Below are 17,264 nucleotides of genomic sequence, written 5' to 3'. Positions count from 1 at the left end.
ATCCATACATTTGAGGAAGTAAGTCGCACAGCCCCGCTGCGCACCTCGAAGATCCCGTATTCCGACAAGGTCGTCCGAACTGGAGTCCCCAATGCATACGCGCAGATCGCTCTTCTCCCTGGCCGTCACCGCGGCCCTCGTCCTCTCCGCAGTCCTCGTCCCGTCCACGGCCTCGGCTGACAGCCTCGACACCGTGGTGGGGGACTTCGAGAACGGCTCCCTCTGGTCGTTCAGCAACGGCTCTGAGTTCCCCGGCGCCACCGGCGGCATCGCCGCCGACCCCGACGCGCACTCGGGTGCGGCATCCGCCCGCCTCAGCGCCGACTTCACCGCCGGTGGCAAGTACGTCGCGATGTCGAAGAACGCTGCGATCGACGTCGTGTCGCTGAGCTTCTGGGTCAAGTCCACCACCGGAACCCGTCTCGCGCTGCGTGCCGTCGACAGCACCGGGCAGACCCACCAGCAGCGCATCTCGCTCACGCCGGGAACGGACTGGCAGCACCTCGTCGTCACCGACTTCGCCGCCGGCAGCGGGTACTCGCACTTCGGCGGCGCCAATGACGGCGTGTGGCACGGCCCGTCGAAGACGTTCTCGATCCTTGTCGACGAGAACAGCTTCGGCGGGGCGAAGACGGGCTCGATCCTGGTCGACGACGTCGTGGCCACCAAAGCGCCGTCGACACTCGCCCTCGACCAGGTCGCCGAAGGCAACGTGTTCGTCGAGGGTGAGACGCCCGCGGTCGATATCCAATCCAGCGGCGATGCGGTCGCGTGGACTCTCACCGGACTCGACGGCGTCGCGGTCGACAGCGGCACCGTCAGCATGGCGTCGCCCGTCGAGCGACTCAGCTTCGCGGGTCTCGACCTCGGGTACTACACGCTCAGTGCAACCGCGTCGTCCTCCGGAACCGTGATCGGCACTGCGAGCACGGTCATCGCGCTCCTCGTCGAGCACGGTGCCAGTCCGGTCGATTCGCCGTTCGGCATGGCCGCGCACATGACCCGGTGGGACGCCCCGGACTTCACCCTCACCGACCTGCTCGCCGACGCGGGTGTCGCGCACGTGCGCGACGACGCGTCGTGGGCATCGGTCGAGACCGCGCCGGGCTCGTACTCCTACGTCCGGTACGACGGAATGGTGGCGAAGCTGGATGCCGCCGGCATCGACTGGCTGCCGATCCCGGCCTATACGAACGCGTTCTACGACGGCAATGCCACCCCGTACACCGACGAGGGTCGCTCCGCCTACGGGGACTTCGCCGTCGCTCTCACCGACCATTACGACAGCACCGCCGTCGAGATCTACAACGAGTTCAACCTGCCGGGCTTCGGAGACCGCGGCGACGGCCCGGCCGACGCCAAGGCGGAGTACTACTACCCGCTCCTGAAGAAGGCGTACGAAGACATCAAGGCCGTCGATCCTGACCGCACGGTCGTGGGCGGTGCGACCGCCGGAGTGCCCCTCGCGTGGCTCGAGACCCTGTTCCAGCTCGGCGGCCTGCAGTACATGGACGCCCTCTCGATCCACCCGTACCTCTACCCGGGTTCGCCCGCGGGCCTGGACACGCTCATCGACCAGGTGAACGCGCTCGTCAAGAAGTACAACAACGGCCAGACCATCCCGATCTGGATCACCGAGCAGGGCTGGGTCACGGGTACCAACGCCCGGGCGGTCTCGGAGCAGACGCAGGCGGACTACATCGTCCAGGCGCACGTGCGCGCCTTCGCGAAGGGCGTCCAGCGGTACTTCTGGTACGACTTCATGGACGACGGCACCGACGCCGGCAACGTCGAGAACCGCTTCGGCATCGTGCGCAACACCGCCGACCAGCTCGGCAAGTGGACGGCCAAGCCTGCCTACGTGGCCTATTCGACCCTCACCGACCAGCTGCAGGCCGCGGACTTCGACCGTGTCGAGACCGCCCCGGCAGGCGTGTCGTGCTACGTGTTCGACGAGGGCGGCGCCGACAAGCGTGTGGTCTGGTCGACCACGCCGAGCACTGTCGCGCTCGCCGCCACGGGTCCGGTGACGGTCACCGACCAGCAGGGCCGTGAGACGACGCTGCAGCCGGCGAACGGCGCCGTCGAACTCACCGTCGGCGCCACGCCGGTGTACATCGCCGGCGCGGTCACCGGTGTCACCTCGTCGCGGCTGTCGCTGACCCTGCCGGCCTCGGTCGCGATCGACGACACCTTCACCGCGACGCTGGGCGTCGACAACAGCGACGGCACGGCCCCGCTGTCGGGCGAGTTCACGCTCGACGGCCAGACCGTCGCGGTCGAGGTGGCCGCCGGCGCCACCGCGGAGTTCCCGGTGTCGCTGACCGCCGGGCGAGACCTCGGCGCGCGCAGCTACCGCGGCGAGCTGCGCGTCGGCGGCGCCCTGGTGGCGACCGTCGAGGGCACCGTCACCGTGAAGAACCGGATCGGCGTCACCGCCCGGCACGCCCTGCGCGACTCCGGCGACGTGCTCGAGGTGACCGTTTCCAATGCCTCGGTCGGCGCCGTCCCCGCCGACGAGATCGCGTACACGATGGGCACCACCTCGGGCACGGCCGCCGTGCCCGAGGTGCCCGCCGACGGCGGCGTCGTCGTCGACGTCCCGCTCGCGGGCCTCGCGCCCGGCACCTATCCCACGTCGGTCTCGTACGAGATCGACGGGCTCCCGGCGGCGACCTCGTCGACGACGACGGTGATGGTGGATGCCGCAGCCCAGCGCGTCCTCGCGCACCAGGTGACGGCATCCGACGCCGCACCGCTCGATCTCACCGCCGACGGCACCAACGCCGTCACCGGGTGGGAGGGCGAAGCCGACCTGAGCGGAACGATCCAGCCGACGTGGGACGCGGAGGGCCTGCACCTGCACGCGACGATCGCCGACGACGTGCAGGCTCAGCCCAACAGCGGCGAGCAGATCTGGGCGGGCGACTCCATCCAGTTCACCGTCCAGGCCGGCATGCCGGGCGAGACGAAGCCGTGGGACGAGATCGGCATCGCGCTGACCGCCACCGGACCGGTGGTGTGGAAGTGGGTCGCGGGATCGGGTGAGACCGGCGAGGTCGCGGGGGCGGAGGCATCCATCGTCCGAGACGACGCCGCCGCGACCACGACCTACGACCTCACGCTGCCGTGGAGCGCCGTCGCTCCAGCCGACCCGGCGACGCGACTGGTCAGCATGTCGTTCGTCGTGAACGACGACGACGGCGCCGGCCGCACAGGCTGGATCGAGGTGGGCAGCGGCATCGCCCGCTCGAAGGACAACGCGCTGTACCTGCCGTTCGTCCTCGAACCCGCGCCTCCCGCACCCGTGTGCGACGCGACCGTCGACCAGGACGTGCGTGGCTCGCTCACGCTCACCGAGGGTCTGACCTGCATCACCGGCGTGACGGTGTCAGGACCGGTCACCGTCACCGGCGGTGCGTCCGTCACCATCACCGACTCGGTCGTGAAGGGCATCGTCCTCGCACAGGGTGCCGATGCGGTGACCGTGACCGGCTCCGAGGTGCGCGGCGCGCTCTCGGTGCAGGGCGCGACCGGTGCGGTGCTCGTCGAGGGCTCGACCATCGCCGGCATCGGCTCGTTCACCGGCAGCACCGGGGGCGTGACCGTGTCGGGAAACACCGTCTCGGGCGCGCTCACCTGCTCAGGGAACGACCCCGCCCCCACGAACGGCGGCGTGGCCAACACGATCACGGGCGCGGCCACCGGCCAGTGCGCGGGCTTCTGAGAGGACTGACATGAGAGCGCGTGAGAGATCACGGAAGCTGCTCGCGGGCGGCCTCGCCGCCGCCCTGCTGACGGCCGCGCTCGGGGCGCTCGCCCCGACTGCCGCCGTCGCGGCGGCACCCGATGCGTCCGTCGTGCTGGGTGCGACGCCGCAGCTGAGCGGCGTCGACAAGGTGCGCCCGGGTGACGCCGGAAAGGACCCGGCCGTCATCACGACCACCGTCGACGGCGTCGAGTGCTGGCAGATGCGCGACGATCCGTACGTCCGGTACGTGTACGTCGACGTCGCGGATGCCGTCATCCCGACCGGTGCGACGCGCGCCATCGTGCGGGTGTCGTACTTCGACGTCGGCACGGCGGGCTTCGACATCCACTACGACGCGAAGGCCGGACCCTGGACGGGGTCTCGCAACCAGCAGCTCACCGACACCGGGACCTGGCAGACGACGGCGTTCGAGCTGACGGGCATCAACTTCAAGAACCGTTCCAACGGCGCCGACTTCCGGCTGAACGTCAAGGCGCTGGAGGGCTCGATGCCGCCGGTGTGCTTCTCGAAGATCGAGGTCAGCTTCACCGACAAGCCCGTCGCGGCGCTCGACTCCCTTGCGATCATGAGCCCGTCGCTCATCTTCGCCGAGGGGGCGGCGTCGGTCGACGTCGCGACGCCGGCCGACGAGGTCACCTGGCGCCTCGGCGACGCGAACGACGTGGCGCTGCGCACCGGAACGACCGCGGTGACCGACGGCGAAGGAGCGATCGATCTCACCGATCTGCCGTTCGGCTACTACACGCTCGAGGTCACCGCTGACGTCGGCGCGCCGGTCACGCGCACGACCTCGCTGGCCGTGCTGGACGACCCGCCCGCGGGGTGGAACGGCGACGACGCGTTCTTCGGCACGCAGCTCCATCGCGGCCACCAGTCCGCCGGTGAGACCGAGGCGCTCATGGACGCCATGGTGCTGGCCGGCTACGGCATGAGCCGCATCGAGACGACGTGGGGCGAGGTCGAGAAGCAGAAGGGCGTGTACGAGTTCACCGGCGAAGGACAGCGGGTCGTAGGCGAGCTCGCCGACCGCGGCCAGCAGGTGATGTGGAACGCGGGGCTCGCGAGTCCGCTGTACGACGACAACCGCACTCCGGCCGGCGCCGAGGCGATCGACGCGTTCGCGGCGTACGTCGGGGCGACGGCCGCGCACTACAGCGGGCAGGGCGACTCACATGACGTCGGCATCCTGAACGAGTACAACTCCGCGGGCTTCAACAACGGCACGTGCGGTCTGACGGCGGCCTGCTATCTCGACATCCTCGAACCGACGTACGCTGCGGCGCATGCCGCGGACGCCGATGCGAACGTCATCGCGCCGATCAGCGCGGGCGTGCAGCTGGCGTGGACGCAGGACTTCATCGCGCAGGGCGGCCTCGACCACCTCGACACGTATGCGACGAACTACTACGGCTACTCGCAGAACGGCGCGGGCACCCCGCCCGAGCAGGCCACGGAGCTCGCCAACCTGCGGCAGCTGACGCAGATGATCGACCAGGCCGACCGCGACCGCGACATCCCGGTGCGCATCACCGAGAACGGCTGGCCGACGCACATCGCCGGGTCGACCCTGGCGCAGCAGGCCGACTACGCGATCCGCGGACCGCTGCTCGCTCAGCTCGCCGGCGCCGACGAGTACCTCTGGTACGACCTGTACGACGACGGGTTCAACGCCGGCGTGAACGAGGACCGCTTCGGCCTCATCAACCGTGCGGACGACACCGCGTGCTTCCTGTGGAAGTGCCCGGGCGACAACTACACGTACGGTGCCGTGCATGGCATCAGTCCGAAGCCCGGGTTCGTGTCGCAGGCGGTCGCAATCCGCCAGACGATCGGCCGCGACCTCGCCGGCCGCGACGACCTCGGCTCGGCGTCGGCGTACAGCCTGCGCTACACCGGAGCGAACGCGGCGGACACCGTGCGCGTGCTGTGGAGCACGGGCACCGACACCGTCACGGTCACCTCGGCCGCCGGGTTCACGCTCACCGACCAGTTCGGCAAGGTGCAGCAGGTCAGCAAGGACTCGGTGTCGCTGCAGCTGACCGGTTCGCCGGTCTTCGTGAAGGGCGACGTCGCGGTCTCGACGACGGCGCCGCAGTTCACGGTCGATGTACCGCGGTCCTCGGTGCTCACGCACGACCTGCCCGTCACGGTCGCGGCGGTCCCCGGGGCGGATGCCAGCGGTGCGACGCTCGTCGTGTCGGCCGACGGCGTCGAGCAGACGATCAAGCTGAAGAAGGACGGCCCTGTCACGCTGACGCTCCCGGGCGTCGACCGGCTCGGCGAGCGTGAGGTCACGGTGACCGTGTCCGACACGAAGGGGCGTCTCATCGCCCAGGTGCGCGGCGCCACGGACGTGGTCGACCCGTACGTCGTGTCGGCGCGGCCGTCGATCACGCAGGGCACCGACGGCTACGCCTACGCGCTCGACGTCACCGTGACCAACAACGCCCCCGACCTGGGCGTCGACGTCGACCGCATCGACTGGACGCTGGGCACCCAGAAGGGGACGGTGACGGACGCCGTCACGATCCCGGGCGGCGAATCCCGCACGGTCTCGGTGCCGGTGTCGGACCCGAAGGTGTTCGCCACGCAGAAGTACGCGATCACGGCGCACTCCGGCGCCCTCGCCCGGTCGACCGCCGGATCGCTGAGCTTCTCGCCCGTGGAGAACGACGGTGCGACCACGCTGCCGGCGGTCGATCTCAACACGCTCGGCACATGGACGTCGATCCGCGGCGGCACGCGCACCGGCGCAGCCGACCTCGGCGGTGCGGTCCGGTTCACCGCCACACCTGACGCGCTCGTGCTGCATGCGGCGATCACCGACGACGTGCACCTCGCCGACCGCACCGACCCGTCGCTCAGCTGGCAGGTCGACTCGGTCCAGTTCAGCACGTACGACCTGTTCCCGACCGTGCTGGGCGGCGAACGGGTCGAGATCGGCGCGGCGCTGTCCGGCTCGGGCCCCGTCGTCTACACGTTCGCGGCCCCGGCGGGACTGCCCACCGGGCTCACGCCGGGAGCGACCGCCGACATCGTGCGCGACGAGGCCGCCAAGACGACGACCTACGACCTGTCGGTGCCGTGGTCGTCCCTCGGCTTCGACGGTCCGCCCGCCGGGGTGTGGGGCTTGTCGTTCCTCGCCAACGACGCCGACGGCGGCGTGGCTGGTGCCGACGCGCGTGCCGGATTCCTCGAATGGGGCTCAGGTGTGGGAACCGCACCGAAGAACCCGGCGCTGTTCAAGTCCGTCCAGGTGTTGGGACTGGACTGAACGCGGACGGCGGGGAGGTCTCAGCCTCCCCGCCGTCCGGCGCGTCCGCGCACCATCACCAGAAAAGAGGAACATGTCCCCGCGCACCCGCGAAGCGCCGCGGCTCCTGCTCGAGAACGCGTACGCGACCTATCCGCATGCCAACGCCTACTACGGCGACGGCGGGCGGTGGGTCGCTCTCGGGCGTGCCGACGGCGTCGACGAGATCGTCGGGGTGGAGTGGGATGCCTCGGGCGCCGGCGGCGGTGAGCCCGAGGCGCTCGTGTCCGCCGCGTTCCTGGCCGAGGCGTCAGGACTCGACGGCCCGGCCTGGAGTCCCGAGGAGCCCACGCGGTCGGTGCCGTGGTTCGACGTCGCGCTGCGCTCGCAGACCCTGGTGTGCGCCCGCGGCGGCGCGCTGATCGCTGTCGAGCTCGCCGCCAGCACCCGCTGCCCGCGCGTGGCGTATCGCTCGCAGGACGGCTGGACGCTCGACGGACTGGCGGGCGTCGCCCCCGGCGGGCGGACCGCAGTGGTCGCCGAGGAGCGCGAGGGCGTCCATCGCGCGCTGCTTGTCGACCTGCGCGACGGGTCGTCGCGCGAAATCCTGCGACATCAGTGGCACGCGAACCACGTTCACTTCGCACCGGCCGATCCGTCGTGGATCGGCTACGCGCACGAGGGGCCGGCGACCGCCGTCGACGACCGGGTGTGGGGGTGGAACCCCAGCGGGGCTCCGGCCGGCCGGTCGGTCGTCGACCAGCACGCGCTGTCGGACGACCCGCCCTCGGCGGTCGCTCTCGGTCACGAGCGCTGGATGTTCCACGACCTCGGCGCCGTCGTCGTGGCGTACGGCGAAAGCCCCGCGGGTCCGAGGGGCATCTACGAGGTGTTCGTCGACGGCCGCCCACCGCGCCTGGTGTCGGCGGGGGAGCGGGACTGGCACGTCGGCATCTCGCGTGACGGGCGGCGGCTCGTCGTCGACACGACCGGGCCCGCGGATGCGCCGGGCCGCGGCTGGCAGGATGCCGGCACGGCGAGCTCGCTCGTGCTGATCGACGCCGCGACGGGGGAGCGCCGCACGCTTGCCGAGGCAGGGTTCATCGCGCACCCGTACCACCCGCATCCGTCGTTCACTCCGGACGGCCGTGCCGTCGTGTTCAACCTCGTCGAGCGGGATGCCGCCGGCGCCGTCGTCCGCCGCGGCGCCGCGATCGTCGGCGTGGATCCGCGGGGCGCGGGCTGACCGGTCCTGATCGGTCGCTAGACGGATCGATAATCGTTAACTAGTGTCGTCGGGCCACCCCGTCGCCTCAGGAGGAAGAACTCGTGCAGGAACTCACCCATCGCTCGGACGTCACGGTCGTCGGAGGCGGGCTGGCAGGGGTCGCCGCTGCGATCTCGGCCGCACGCAACGGCGCCCGCGTCGCGCTCGTCAACAACCGCCCAGTGCTCGGCGGCAACTCGTCGAGCGAGGTGAGGGTGTGGGTCGTCGGCGGAACCGCGCACGGCGCGCAGAAGTTCGCGCGCGAGACCGGGATCATGGGCGAGCTGTTCCTCGAGAACCAGTGGCGCAACCCGCAGGGCAACCCGATCCTGTGGGATCACGTCGTGCTCGACCTCGTGCGCGCCGAGCCGAACATCACGCTGTTCCTCAACACCGAGGTGCGCGACGTCGAGGCCGACGGCCCGGCCGAGGACCGCAGCATCCATTCCGTGACCGGGTGGCAATCGGGGTCGGAGAAGCTGATCACGTTCGAGTCGCCGATCTTCGTCGACTGCACCGGCGACGGGCTCGTCGGGTTCCTCGCGGGCGCGCGGTTCATGTCGGGACGCGAGGACCGCGCCGCGCACGGCGAGCCGTGGGCGCCCGAGGTCGCCGACGACGACATGCTCGGCAGCACCATCCTCTTCTACACGAAGGACGCGGGGGAGCCCGTGAGATTCGTGCCTCCGGGGGTGACGAAAGACATCGTCGCTGCCGGCATCCCGATCCATCGCCACATCGACACGGCGATGAACGGCTGCGACTACTGGTGGATCGAGTGGGGCGGCGAGCTCGACGCGGTCCACGACAACGAGCGCATCCGCGACGAGCTGTGGGGCGTCGTCTTCGGCATCTGGGACCACATCAAGAACTCGGGTGAGTTCGACGCCGACACCCTCACGCTGGAATGGGTCGGCACGATGCCCGGCAAGCGCGAGTACCGCCGGTTCGTCGGAGACCACGTGCTGACGCAGCAGGACGTGCTCGATCAGACCCGCTTCGACGACAACATCGGCTTCGGCGGCTGGTCGATCGATCTGCACCCTCCGGGAGGGGTCTACTCGGATGCCGCCGGCTCGATGCATCTGCACGGTCCGGGGCTGTACGAGATCCCGTTCCGGTCGCTGTACTCGGTGAACGTGTCGAACCTGCTCATGGCGGGCCGTGACATCTCGGCGAGTCACGTCGCCTTCGGCACGACGCGTGTGATGGCGACGTGCGCCGTCACGGGCGAGGCCGCCGGCGCGGGCGCCGCGCTCGCCGCGCGCTACGCCGTCTCGCCACGCACGCTGCTGGCCGAGCGTCGCGACGAGGTGCAGCAGACGCTGCTGCGACAGGATGCCGCCATCGCGGGTGTTCCTTGGCATGACGCTCGCGACCTGGCGTTGGCCGCCGACGTGTCGGCATCGTCGCAATTGCGGCGGCTCGCTGCCCCGCGCTCCGACGCTGGTGCTGAAGAGCGTGTGTCGCTTGCAGACCGCGACTTCGGGGTGCTGCTCCCGGTCGACCCGCGTCTGGACGCCGTGTCCATCGACATCGAGGCCGAGCGTGCCACGACCGCCGTGGTCGAGCTGTGGAGCACCCGCAACGGCATGAACCACGTGCCCGTCGATGTCATCGACCGCCGCGAAGTCGCGGTGCGGGCCGGGCGTTCGGAGCTGCGGGCCGAATTCGCGTACGTGCCCGATGCCCCGTGCAGTGTCGTGGTGGTGATCCGGCGCGACCCGCACCTGGCGGTGCGAATCGCCGACGAGCTGCCGCCGTTTGGGGTGCTCGGCCTGCTCAGCCGCGAGCCCGGGCTGACGACGGGCCAGGCGCAGACGAACGCGTGGTCGGCCGTGGAGCTGCGCCGCCGCACACCGCGGTTCGCCGTCGAGCCCGACACCGACGCGTACCGCCCGTCGCAGGTGGCCGGAGGTCTCGCGCGCCCGTTCGACGGCCCGAACCTGTGGTCGTCCGGCCAGGTCTCGGGGGAGGAGTGGGTGCAGCTCGCGTGGCCCGAGGAGCACGAGATCGGCAGTGTCGAGCTCGTCTTCAACGACGACGTCGACGAGGATCTCGTGAATCTGCACCATCACCGCACGCCGTTCCTCGTGATGCCCGAGCTCGTGCGCGACTACCGCGTGGAGACCGCGAGCGCGGGGGAGTGGCATCCACTCGTCCGCGTCGAGGGCAACCACCTGCGACGGCGAGTGCATCGGCTGGAGGAGCCCGTGCGCGCGAATGCGCTGCGGGTCGTCGTCGAGGCGACGAACGGCGCGACCACGACGATGGTCGTCGCGCTGAGGGCCTTTCCCCCGGGCGTGTGAGCCGGCTCAGGGCGCCTCGGCGCTCGGGCTTGACTAAGTCTATCAAGTTGATTTATCGTATCGATCACGAGGAAGACCTCGACCCGGGCGTACCAGACGCCGCAGCTTCAACGAAGAGGATCGCAGTGCACGACAACCGGCTCATCGTCGAGGGGCGCCTCGAGCGCTTCATCGCCGAGTTCCTCACTCCGGCGGTCTACCGGCGGGTCAGCCCGCTGCGGGTCGAGGCCTGGGAGGTGCCCGACGAGCCGGTCGCGGCGGCCGTCGCCTTCGCCGCCGAATACGCGCCGATCGCCCTGCCGTACGCGTGGGGACGCCCGTGGGGGACCGTGTGGTTCCACGCCACCGGCGTCGTGCCAGTCGACTGGTTCGATGAGCAGGGCCGCCTGCCCGAGGCGACCCGTCTCGAGGTGGTCGTCGACCTCGGCTTCTTCGGCGACCGTCCCGGCTTCCAGGCTGAAGGCCTCGCCTACCGCGCCGACGGCTCGATCATCAAGGCCGTCTCGCCGCGCGCCTCGTACCTGCCGTGGGCGGGGGATGCCGGCACCGCCGTCGACGTGTACGTCGAGGCCGCTGCCAACCCGGACGTCGCGGGCGACTACGACTTCCTCCCGACGCCGCTGGGGCTCAAGGCCACCGCCGGCGACGCCCCGCTGTACACCGCGAAGCAGTTCGCCGTCGCGCTCCTCGACGAGAACGTGTGGGAGCTCGCCCGCGACGTGTGGACGCTCGACGGGCTCATGCGCGAGCTCAGCGTCGAGAGCCCCCGCCGCGCCGCGATCCTGCGCGGCTTCGAGCGCATGCTCGACATCGCCGACCCGCTCGACCTCGCCGGCACCGCGATCGCTGCGCGCGGCATCCTCGCTCCACTCCTCGCGAGCCCCGCCCACGCGACCGCCCACGACGTCGTCGCGATCGGGCACGCGCACATCGACTCGGCGTGGCTGTGGCCGTTCCGCGAGACCATCCGAAAGTGCGCGCGCACGTTCTCGAACGTGATCGCCCTGATGGACGAGTACCCCGAGTTCCGCTTCGCGTGCTCGTCGGCGCAGCAGCTGAAGTGGATGAAGGACCACTACCCGGCGCTGTACGTGCGGATCAAGGAGAAGGTCGCGAGCGGCCAGTTCATCCCGGTCGGCGGCATGTGGGTCGAGCCCGACATCAACATGCCGGGCGGCGAGGCCATGGCGCGCCAGTTCGTGGCGGGCAAGCGGTTCTTCCTCGAGGAGTTCGGCGTCGACACGCAGGAGGTGTGGGTGCCTGACACGTTCGGCTACTCCGCCGCGCTGCCGCAGATCATCGCCGCGAGCGGCTCGAAGTGGTTCGTGACGCAGAAGATCTCGTGGAACCAGACCAACCAGATGCCGCACCACACCTTCCTGTGGGAGGGCATCGACGGCACGCGGGTGCTCACCCACTTCCCCTCGGCCGACACCTACATCTCCGAGCTGTCGGGCGCAGAGCTCGCCCACGCCGAGCGCAGCTTCCGCGAGGCCGGCGCCTCGACGGTTTCGCTCGTGCCGTTCGGGTGGGGCGACGGCGGCGGCGGACCCACACGCGAGATGATCGCCGCCGCCGCCCGCCTGCGTTCGCTGGAGGGATCGCCGACCGTCACGATCGACTCGCCGCAGCGCTTCTTCGAGCGCGTCGAGGACGAGTACCCCGAGCCGCCGGTGTGGTCGGGCGAGCTGTACCTCGAACTTCATCGTGGGTCGCTGACCTCGCAGCACCACACCAAGCAGGGCAACCGCCGCGGCGAGCACCTGCTGCGCGAGGCCGAGCTGTGGTCGGCCACGGCCGCCGTGCGCGAGGGCGTCGCCTACCCGTACGACGAACTCGAGACCAGCTGGCACACGCTGCTGCTCAACCAGTTCCACGACGTGCTGCCGGGCTGCTCGATCGCGTGGGTGTTCGAAGACGTCGCGCGCGAGAACGCCGCGCTCACCGAGCGCCTCGAGCGCATCGTCACCGCGTCGGCGACCGCGCTCGTCGGCGAGGGCGACCGCACGCTCGTCCTCAACGCCCGGCCGCAGTCCGCCGCCGGGGTCTCCGCGCTCTCGATCGGCGGACTGGATGCCGCCGCCGCGCCGGCGACCGCCGTCGAGCACGACGGGGTCGTGGTGCTCGACAACGGGCAGGTTCGCGCCGTCGTCGACGAGCGGGGCCTGCTGGTGTCGCTTGTCGACACCCGCACGGGTCGCGATGCGATCGCACCCGGCGCCGCCGGCAACCTGCTGCAGCTGCACCGCGACATCCCCAACAAGTGGGACGCCTGGGACATCGATGAGCACTACCGCCGCGTCGTCGAGGACCTCGACCACGCCGACGCGATCTCGGTCGTCGCCGACGGCGACGAGGCTGCGGTCGTCGTCGAGCGTTCGTTCGGGGCGTCCCGAATCGTCCAGACGCTGCGGCTTCGGCGCGGCGCCGAGGCGCTCGAGCTGCACCAGGACGTCGACTGGCACGAGACGCGGCGCCTGCTCAAGCTCGCCTTCCCTCTCGACGTGCACGCCGACCGGTCGGCCGCCGAGACCCAGTTCGGGCACGTCTTCCGCCCGACCCACACCAACACGTCGTGGGATGCCGCACGGTTCGAGATCTGCGCCCACCGCTGGATCCACGTCGCCGAGCCGGGTTACGGCGTCGCCATCGCCAACGAGTCCAGCTACGGCCACGACGTCACGCGCGACACACGCACCGACGGCGGCACCACGACCACCGTCCGCGTCTCGCTGTTGCGGGCGCCAGTGTTCCCCGACCCCGAGGCAGACCAGGGCCACCACGACCTCACCGTCTCGATCCGGCCGGGCGCCGGCATCCGAGACGCCATCGACGAGGGCTACCGCCTTAACCTGGCCGAGCGCACCGTGCGCGGCGGGCGCGACGTCGCCCCGCTGGTGCGGGTGTCGCACCCGGCGGTGCGGGTCGAGTCGGTCAAGCTCGCCGAGGACCGCAGCGGCGACGTCGTCGTGCGCCTCTACGAGTCCGAGGGCGCACGGGCGTCCGTCGACGTCGCGTTCGACATCGACGGTGCCACAGCCACGGCCGTCGTGGACCTGCTCGAGCGCGAGCTCGACGCACCGGCGGGCAGCGTACTGACCGCCGAGCGGGCACAGCTCGTGCTGCGCCCCTTCCAGCTCATCACCCTCCGCATCCGGCGGGAGGTCACGGCCGCAGCGGCGGAGTGAGAGCCGCGGCCGCCTGCCCAGCCGGCCGCGGATGACCAAGAGAGAAGTTCAGCCCCAGGCGCATCGCGCCCTCTACGAAGGAGTAGCAGTCATGTATCCACGCAACACCCGCAGACTCGCCATCCCGGCGGTCGCCCTCGCGGCCGGGCTCACCCTCGCCGGGTGCGCAGGCACCCCGAGCGCCGGCCCGACCGACTCGGGAGCCGCGTACGACCCGGACGCGAAGGTCACGATCACCGTCGGCGAGATGCCCACCGCCGATCAGGCCGCGTCGCTGGAGACGTTCGACGAGCGCGTGGCCGCGTTCGAAGAGCTCCACCCGAACATCACGGTCAAGGGCGAAGAGACGAAGTACGACCCGTCGACGTTCAACGCGCTGCTCGTGGGCGGCACGGCGCCGACGACGGTCGGCATCCCGTTCACCGACATGCAGTCCCTGATCGAGCGCGGCCAGGCCGCCGACATCACCGAATACGTGGCCGACAGCGACATCCTGTCGAGCCTGAACCCGACGCTCGACAAGGTCGTGCAATCGGGCGACCGTCAGTACGGCGTCGTGCGTCAGGCGTACACGATGGCCCTCATCTACAACCGCGCGCTGTACGAAGAGGCGGGCCTCGACCCCGACGACGCGCCCACGGACTGGGACGGCGTGCTCAAGAACGCCAAGACGATCACCGAGAAGACCGGCCAGACGGGCTTCATCATCCCGACGACGAACAACAACGGCGGCTGGCTGCTGACGACGATGTCGTACTCGAACGGGTCGCTCGTCCAGAAGGTCGACGGCGACAAGGTCACCGTCACGGTCGACACCGACGGCATGAAGGACTCGCTCCAGCTGCTGCACGACGTGCGGTGGGAAGGGGATGCCGCGGGCGCGAACTTCCTGCTCGGACCCGACGACATCCGCAGCGAGTTCGCCGCGGGCAGCGTCGGCCAGACCGTCAACGGCGGGTCGATCTACAACGACATGGTCATCAACCGCGGCATGACCGGCACCGACATCGGCATCGCGCCGATGCCGCAGGGCGACAAGGGCCTGGGCGCCCTCGGCGGCGGCACGATCCAGTGGTTCAACCCGAAGGCGACGGCCGACGAGATCGGCGCGGCGACCCTGTGGACCGAGTTCTACTGGCTCAACAAGTACGTCGACGAGGACGCGGCCGTCGCGCTCGCGAAGTCGCAGGCCGACGACGGCCGCCCCGTCGGCGCACCGGAGCTGCCGATCGTCAACGCCGAGGCGTACGAGACGTACCTCGGCTGGATCGAGCCCTACATCAACGTCGACCGGAGCATCTACGAGGCGTACCTGACGTCCGACCTCGCGGTCGTGCCCGAGCCCGCGATCAAGGCGCAGGAGCTGTACGCGGCCCTCGACCCGATCGCGCAGGCCGTGCTGACCGACGAGAATGCCGACATCGACCAGCTGCTGGCCGATGCCGAGACCGCCGTGCAGGCGATCGTCGACGCCGGCTGATCCCCCCTCCCGGCGCGGCCCCGCTACGGGCCGCGCCGGGACACCATCCCCCCAGACCCCGACCCGACAGGACGACGCATGACCCAGGTCACCACCGCAGCGCAGCGGCGTCGCGCCCAGCCGCCGCTGCAGCGCCTCACCAGGTGGGTGCGCGGCGGCGGCATCACGACCTTCCTCTTCTTCGTGCCGCTGCTGTTCACCTTCGGCTACTTCGCGTGGTGGCCGATCCTGCGCAGCCTCCTCCTCGCGATGCAGAAGACCAACCTCGTCACCGAGCCCACGTGGGTCGGCTTCGACAACTTCCAGCGCGTGCTCGCCGATCCGCTGCTGGCCACCGCGGTGGTCAACACCCTGTGGTTCGCGACGCTCGCGCTCATCATCGGATTCCCGATCCCGATCCTGATGGCGACGTTCATGGCCGAGCTGCGCCGCACGCGCCAGATCGCGAGTGTGCTCGTCTGCCTCCCGGTGATCATCCCGCCGGTCGTCGCGGTGCTGCTGTGGAAGCAGTTCTACGACCCGTCCCCCAGCGGCGTCTTCAACGAGATCCTGGGGGTGTTCGGCATCGGCCCCCTGCCGTGGCTGCAGAGCCCCGTGATGGCCATGCCGTCGATCGTCGTGCAGGCGACGTGGGCGAGCTTCGGACAGGCGACGATCATCTACCTCGCCGCGCTGATGTCGATCCAGTCCGACCTGTACGAGGCGGCCGAGATGGACGGCGCGCGCATCTTCCGCCGGTTCTGGCACATCACGCTGCCGCAGATGCGTGGCATCATGCTGCTGCTGCTCCTGCTGCAGATCATCGGCACGATGCAGGTGTTCACCGAGCCGTTCGTCATGACCGGCGGCGGCCCCGTCAACAAGACCACGACGGTGCTCATGCTCATCTACAACTACGCGTTCCAGCAGGGCGACTACGGCAAGGCGACCGCCCTCAGCCTGCTGCTGGCCGTCGTCCTCACGATCGTCTCCGCGGTGTATCTGCGGCTCACCCGGAGCTGGAGCAAGTCATGACCGACACCCTCACCGCGCCCACCGACGAGGTGCTCATCACCGGTCTGCCGACCGATCCCGCGCCCCAGCGGCGCCGCGCCCGACGCCGCAAGGCGGTCGAAGCGCAGGACCGCACCAACATCTCCGATCTCGACCGCAAGAGCAGGCGGATGCGCATCGGCCTGCTCATCCTGAACATCGTGCTGATCGCGGTGCTGCTCGTGATCTCGGCGGGTCCGCTGCTGTGGCTCGCGAAGGCCGCGGTCTCGACCACGCAGGACATCCTGCGCGAGCCCTTCGCATGGTGGCCGAGCGGCGTCCAGTGGCACAACCTCGTCGACGCGTGGGTCAAGATCGACATCGGCAAGTACCTGCTGAACACGGTGTGGCTGGCGGCGGGGGTGTGGTTCTTCGGGATGCTGGTGGCCCTGACCGGCGCCTACGGCATATCGATCCTGCGCCCGTCGTACGCCAAGGTCGTCAATGCCGGCGTGCTGGCGACCCTGTTCATCCCGGGTGTCGTGTCGCTCATCGCGCAGTACGTGACGGTGCTCGACATGCCGCTGCTGCACTGGAACCTCATCAACACGTTCTGGGCGGTGTGGCTGCCGGCGGCCGCGAGCGCGTTCAACGTGCTGCTCATCACGCGGTTCTTCGACTCGCTGCCCAAGGACGTGTTCGAGGCCGCGAAGATCGACGGCGCCGGCCCGTTCCAGGTCTTCTGGCGCATCGTGCTGCCGATGTCGAAGCCGATCATCGGCGTGACCTCGCTGATCACGATCATCGGCGCGTGGAAGGAGTTCCTGTGGCCCCTGCTGGTGCTGCCGAGCCCCGATCTGCAGCCCCTGTCGGTCGGCCTCTACAAGGTGACCGCGAGCGCGGACCTGGCACTGCTCATGGCGGGCATGTTCATCTCGGTGATCCTGCCGATCGTGCTGTTCCTCATCTTCCAGAAGCAGTTCCTCAAGAGCGCCGGCCAGGCCGGCGCGATCAAGGGATGAC

Annotated in this window: 8 protein-coding genes; all 8 read left to right on the top strand. The window is 70.1% G+C overall.

Annotation, left to right across the window (positions count from 1 at the left end; all coding sequences use genetic code 11):
* The first annotated feature begins 91 nt into the window (after positions 1-91).
* The 8 genes from IF188_RS10390 (at position 92) to IF188_RS10355 (ending at position 17,263) form a co-directional block, all read left to right on the top strand.
* A complete protein-coding gene (locus IF188_RS10390) occupies positions 92-3,727 on the top strand; it encodes a glycosyl hydrolase (RefSeq protein ID WP_191171736.1) in 3,636 nt (1,211 codons plus the stop codon).
* Between the two features lie 10 nt (positions 3,728-3,737).
* Positions 3,738-7,046 carry a DOMON domain-containing protein gene (locus tag IF188_RS10385; RefSeq protein ID WP_191171735.1) on the top strand — a complete coding sequence of 1,103 codons (3,309 nt, stop codon included), beginning with the start codon at positions 3,738-3,740 and terminating at the stop codon, positions 7,044-7,046.
* 73 nt (positions 7,047-7,119) lie between these two features.
* A complete protein-coding gene (locus IF188_RS10380; RefSeq protein ID WP_191171734.1) occupies positions 7,120-8,271 on the top strand; it encodes an oligogalacturonate lyase family protein in 1,152 nt (383 codons plus the stop codon).
* An 83-nt stretch (positions 8,272-8,354) separates the two neighbouring features.
* Positions 8,355-10,601, top strand: a complete 2,247-nt coding sequence (locus tag IF188_RS10375; protein WP_191171733.1) for an FAD-dependent oxidoreductase — start codon at positions 8,355-8,357, stop codon at positions 10,599-10,601.
* Positions 10,602-10,726: 125 nt separating this feature from the next.
* Positions 10,727-13,789 carry an alpha-mannosidase gene (locus tag IF188_RS10370; protein WP_191171732.1) on the top strand — a complete coding sequence of 1,021 codons (3,063 nt, stop codon included), beginning with the start codon at positions 10,727-10,729 and terminating at the stop codon, positions 13,787-13,789.
* Between the two features lie 91 nt (positions 13,790-13,880).
* Positions 13,881-15,269, top strand: coding sequence for an ABC transporter substrate-binding protein (locus IF188_RS10365; RefSeq protein WP_191171731.1), 1,389 nt, complete (start codon positions 13,881-13,883; stop codon positions 15,267-15,269).
* Positions 15,270-15,347: 78 nt separating this feature from the next.
* Positions 15,348-16,283, top strand: a complete 936-nt coding sequence (locus IF188_RS10360; RefSeq protein WP_191171730.1) for a carbohydrate ABC transporter permease — start codon at positions 15,348-15,350, stop codon at positions 16,281-16,283.
* Entirely contained in the window at positions 16,280-17,263 is a 984-nt protein-coding gene (locus IF188_RS10355) for a carbohydrate ABC transporter permease (protein WP_191171729.1), read from the top strand. Before IF188_RS10360 ends, IF188_RS10355 begins: the two co-directional genes overlap by 4 nt.
* The last annotated feature ends 1 nt before the right edge of the window (position 17,264 follow it).

The sequence above is a fragment of the Microbacterium helvum genome, from assembly GCF_014779795.1.
In the GTDB taxonomy this organism is placed as follows: Bacteria; Actinomycetota; Actinomycetes; order Actinomycetales; family Microbacteriaceae; genus Microbacterium; species Microbacterium helvum.
This window is presented reverse-complemented; position numbering and strand designations above follow the sequence as displayed.

Coding starts and splice junctions, on each gene's coding strand:
- IF188_RS10380 (WP_191171734.1), top strand. CDS start 7,120: ATGTCCCCGCGCACCCGCGAAGCGCCGCGGCTCCTGCTCGAGAACGCG.
- IF188_RS10385 (WP_191171735.1), top strand. CDS start 3,738: ATGAGAGCGCGTGAGAGATCACGGAAGCTGCTCGCGGGCGGCCTCGCC.
- IF188_RS10360 (WP_191171730.1), top strand. CDS start 15,348: ATGACCCAGGTCACCACCGCAGCGCAGCGGCGTCGCGCCCAGCCGCCG.
- IF188_RS10355 (WP_191171729.1), top strand. CDS start 16,280: ATGACCGACACCCTCACCGCGCCCACCGACGAGGTGCTCATCACCGGT.
- IF188_RS10390 (WP_191171736.1), top strand. CDS start 92: ATGCATACGCGCAGATCGCTCTTCTCCCTGGCCGTCACCGCGGCCCTC.
- IF188_RS10365 (WP_191171731.1), top strand. CDS start 13,881: ATGTATCCACGCAACACCCGCAGACTCGCCATCCCGGCGGTCGCCCTC.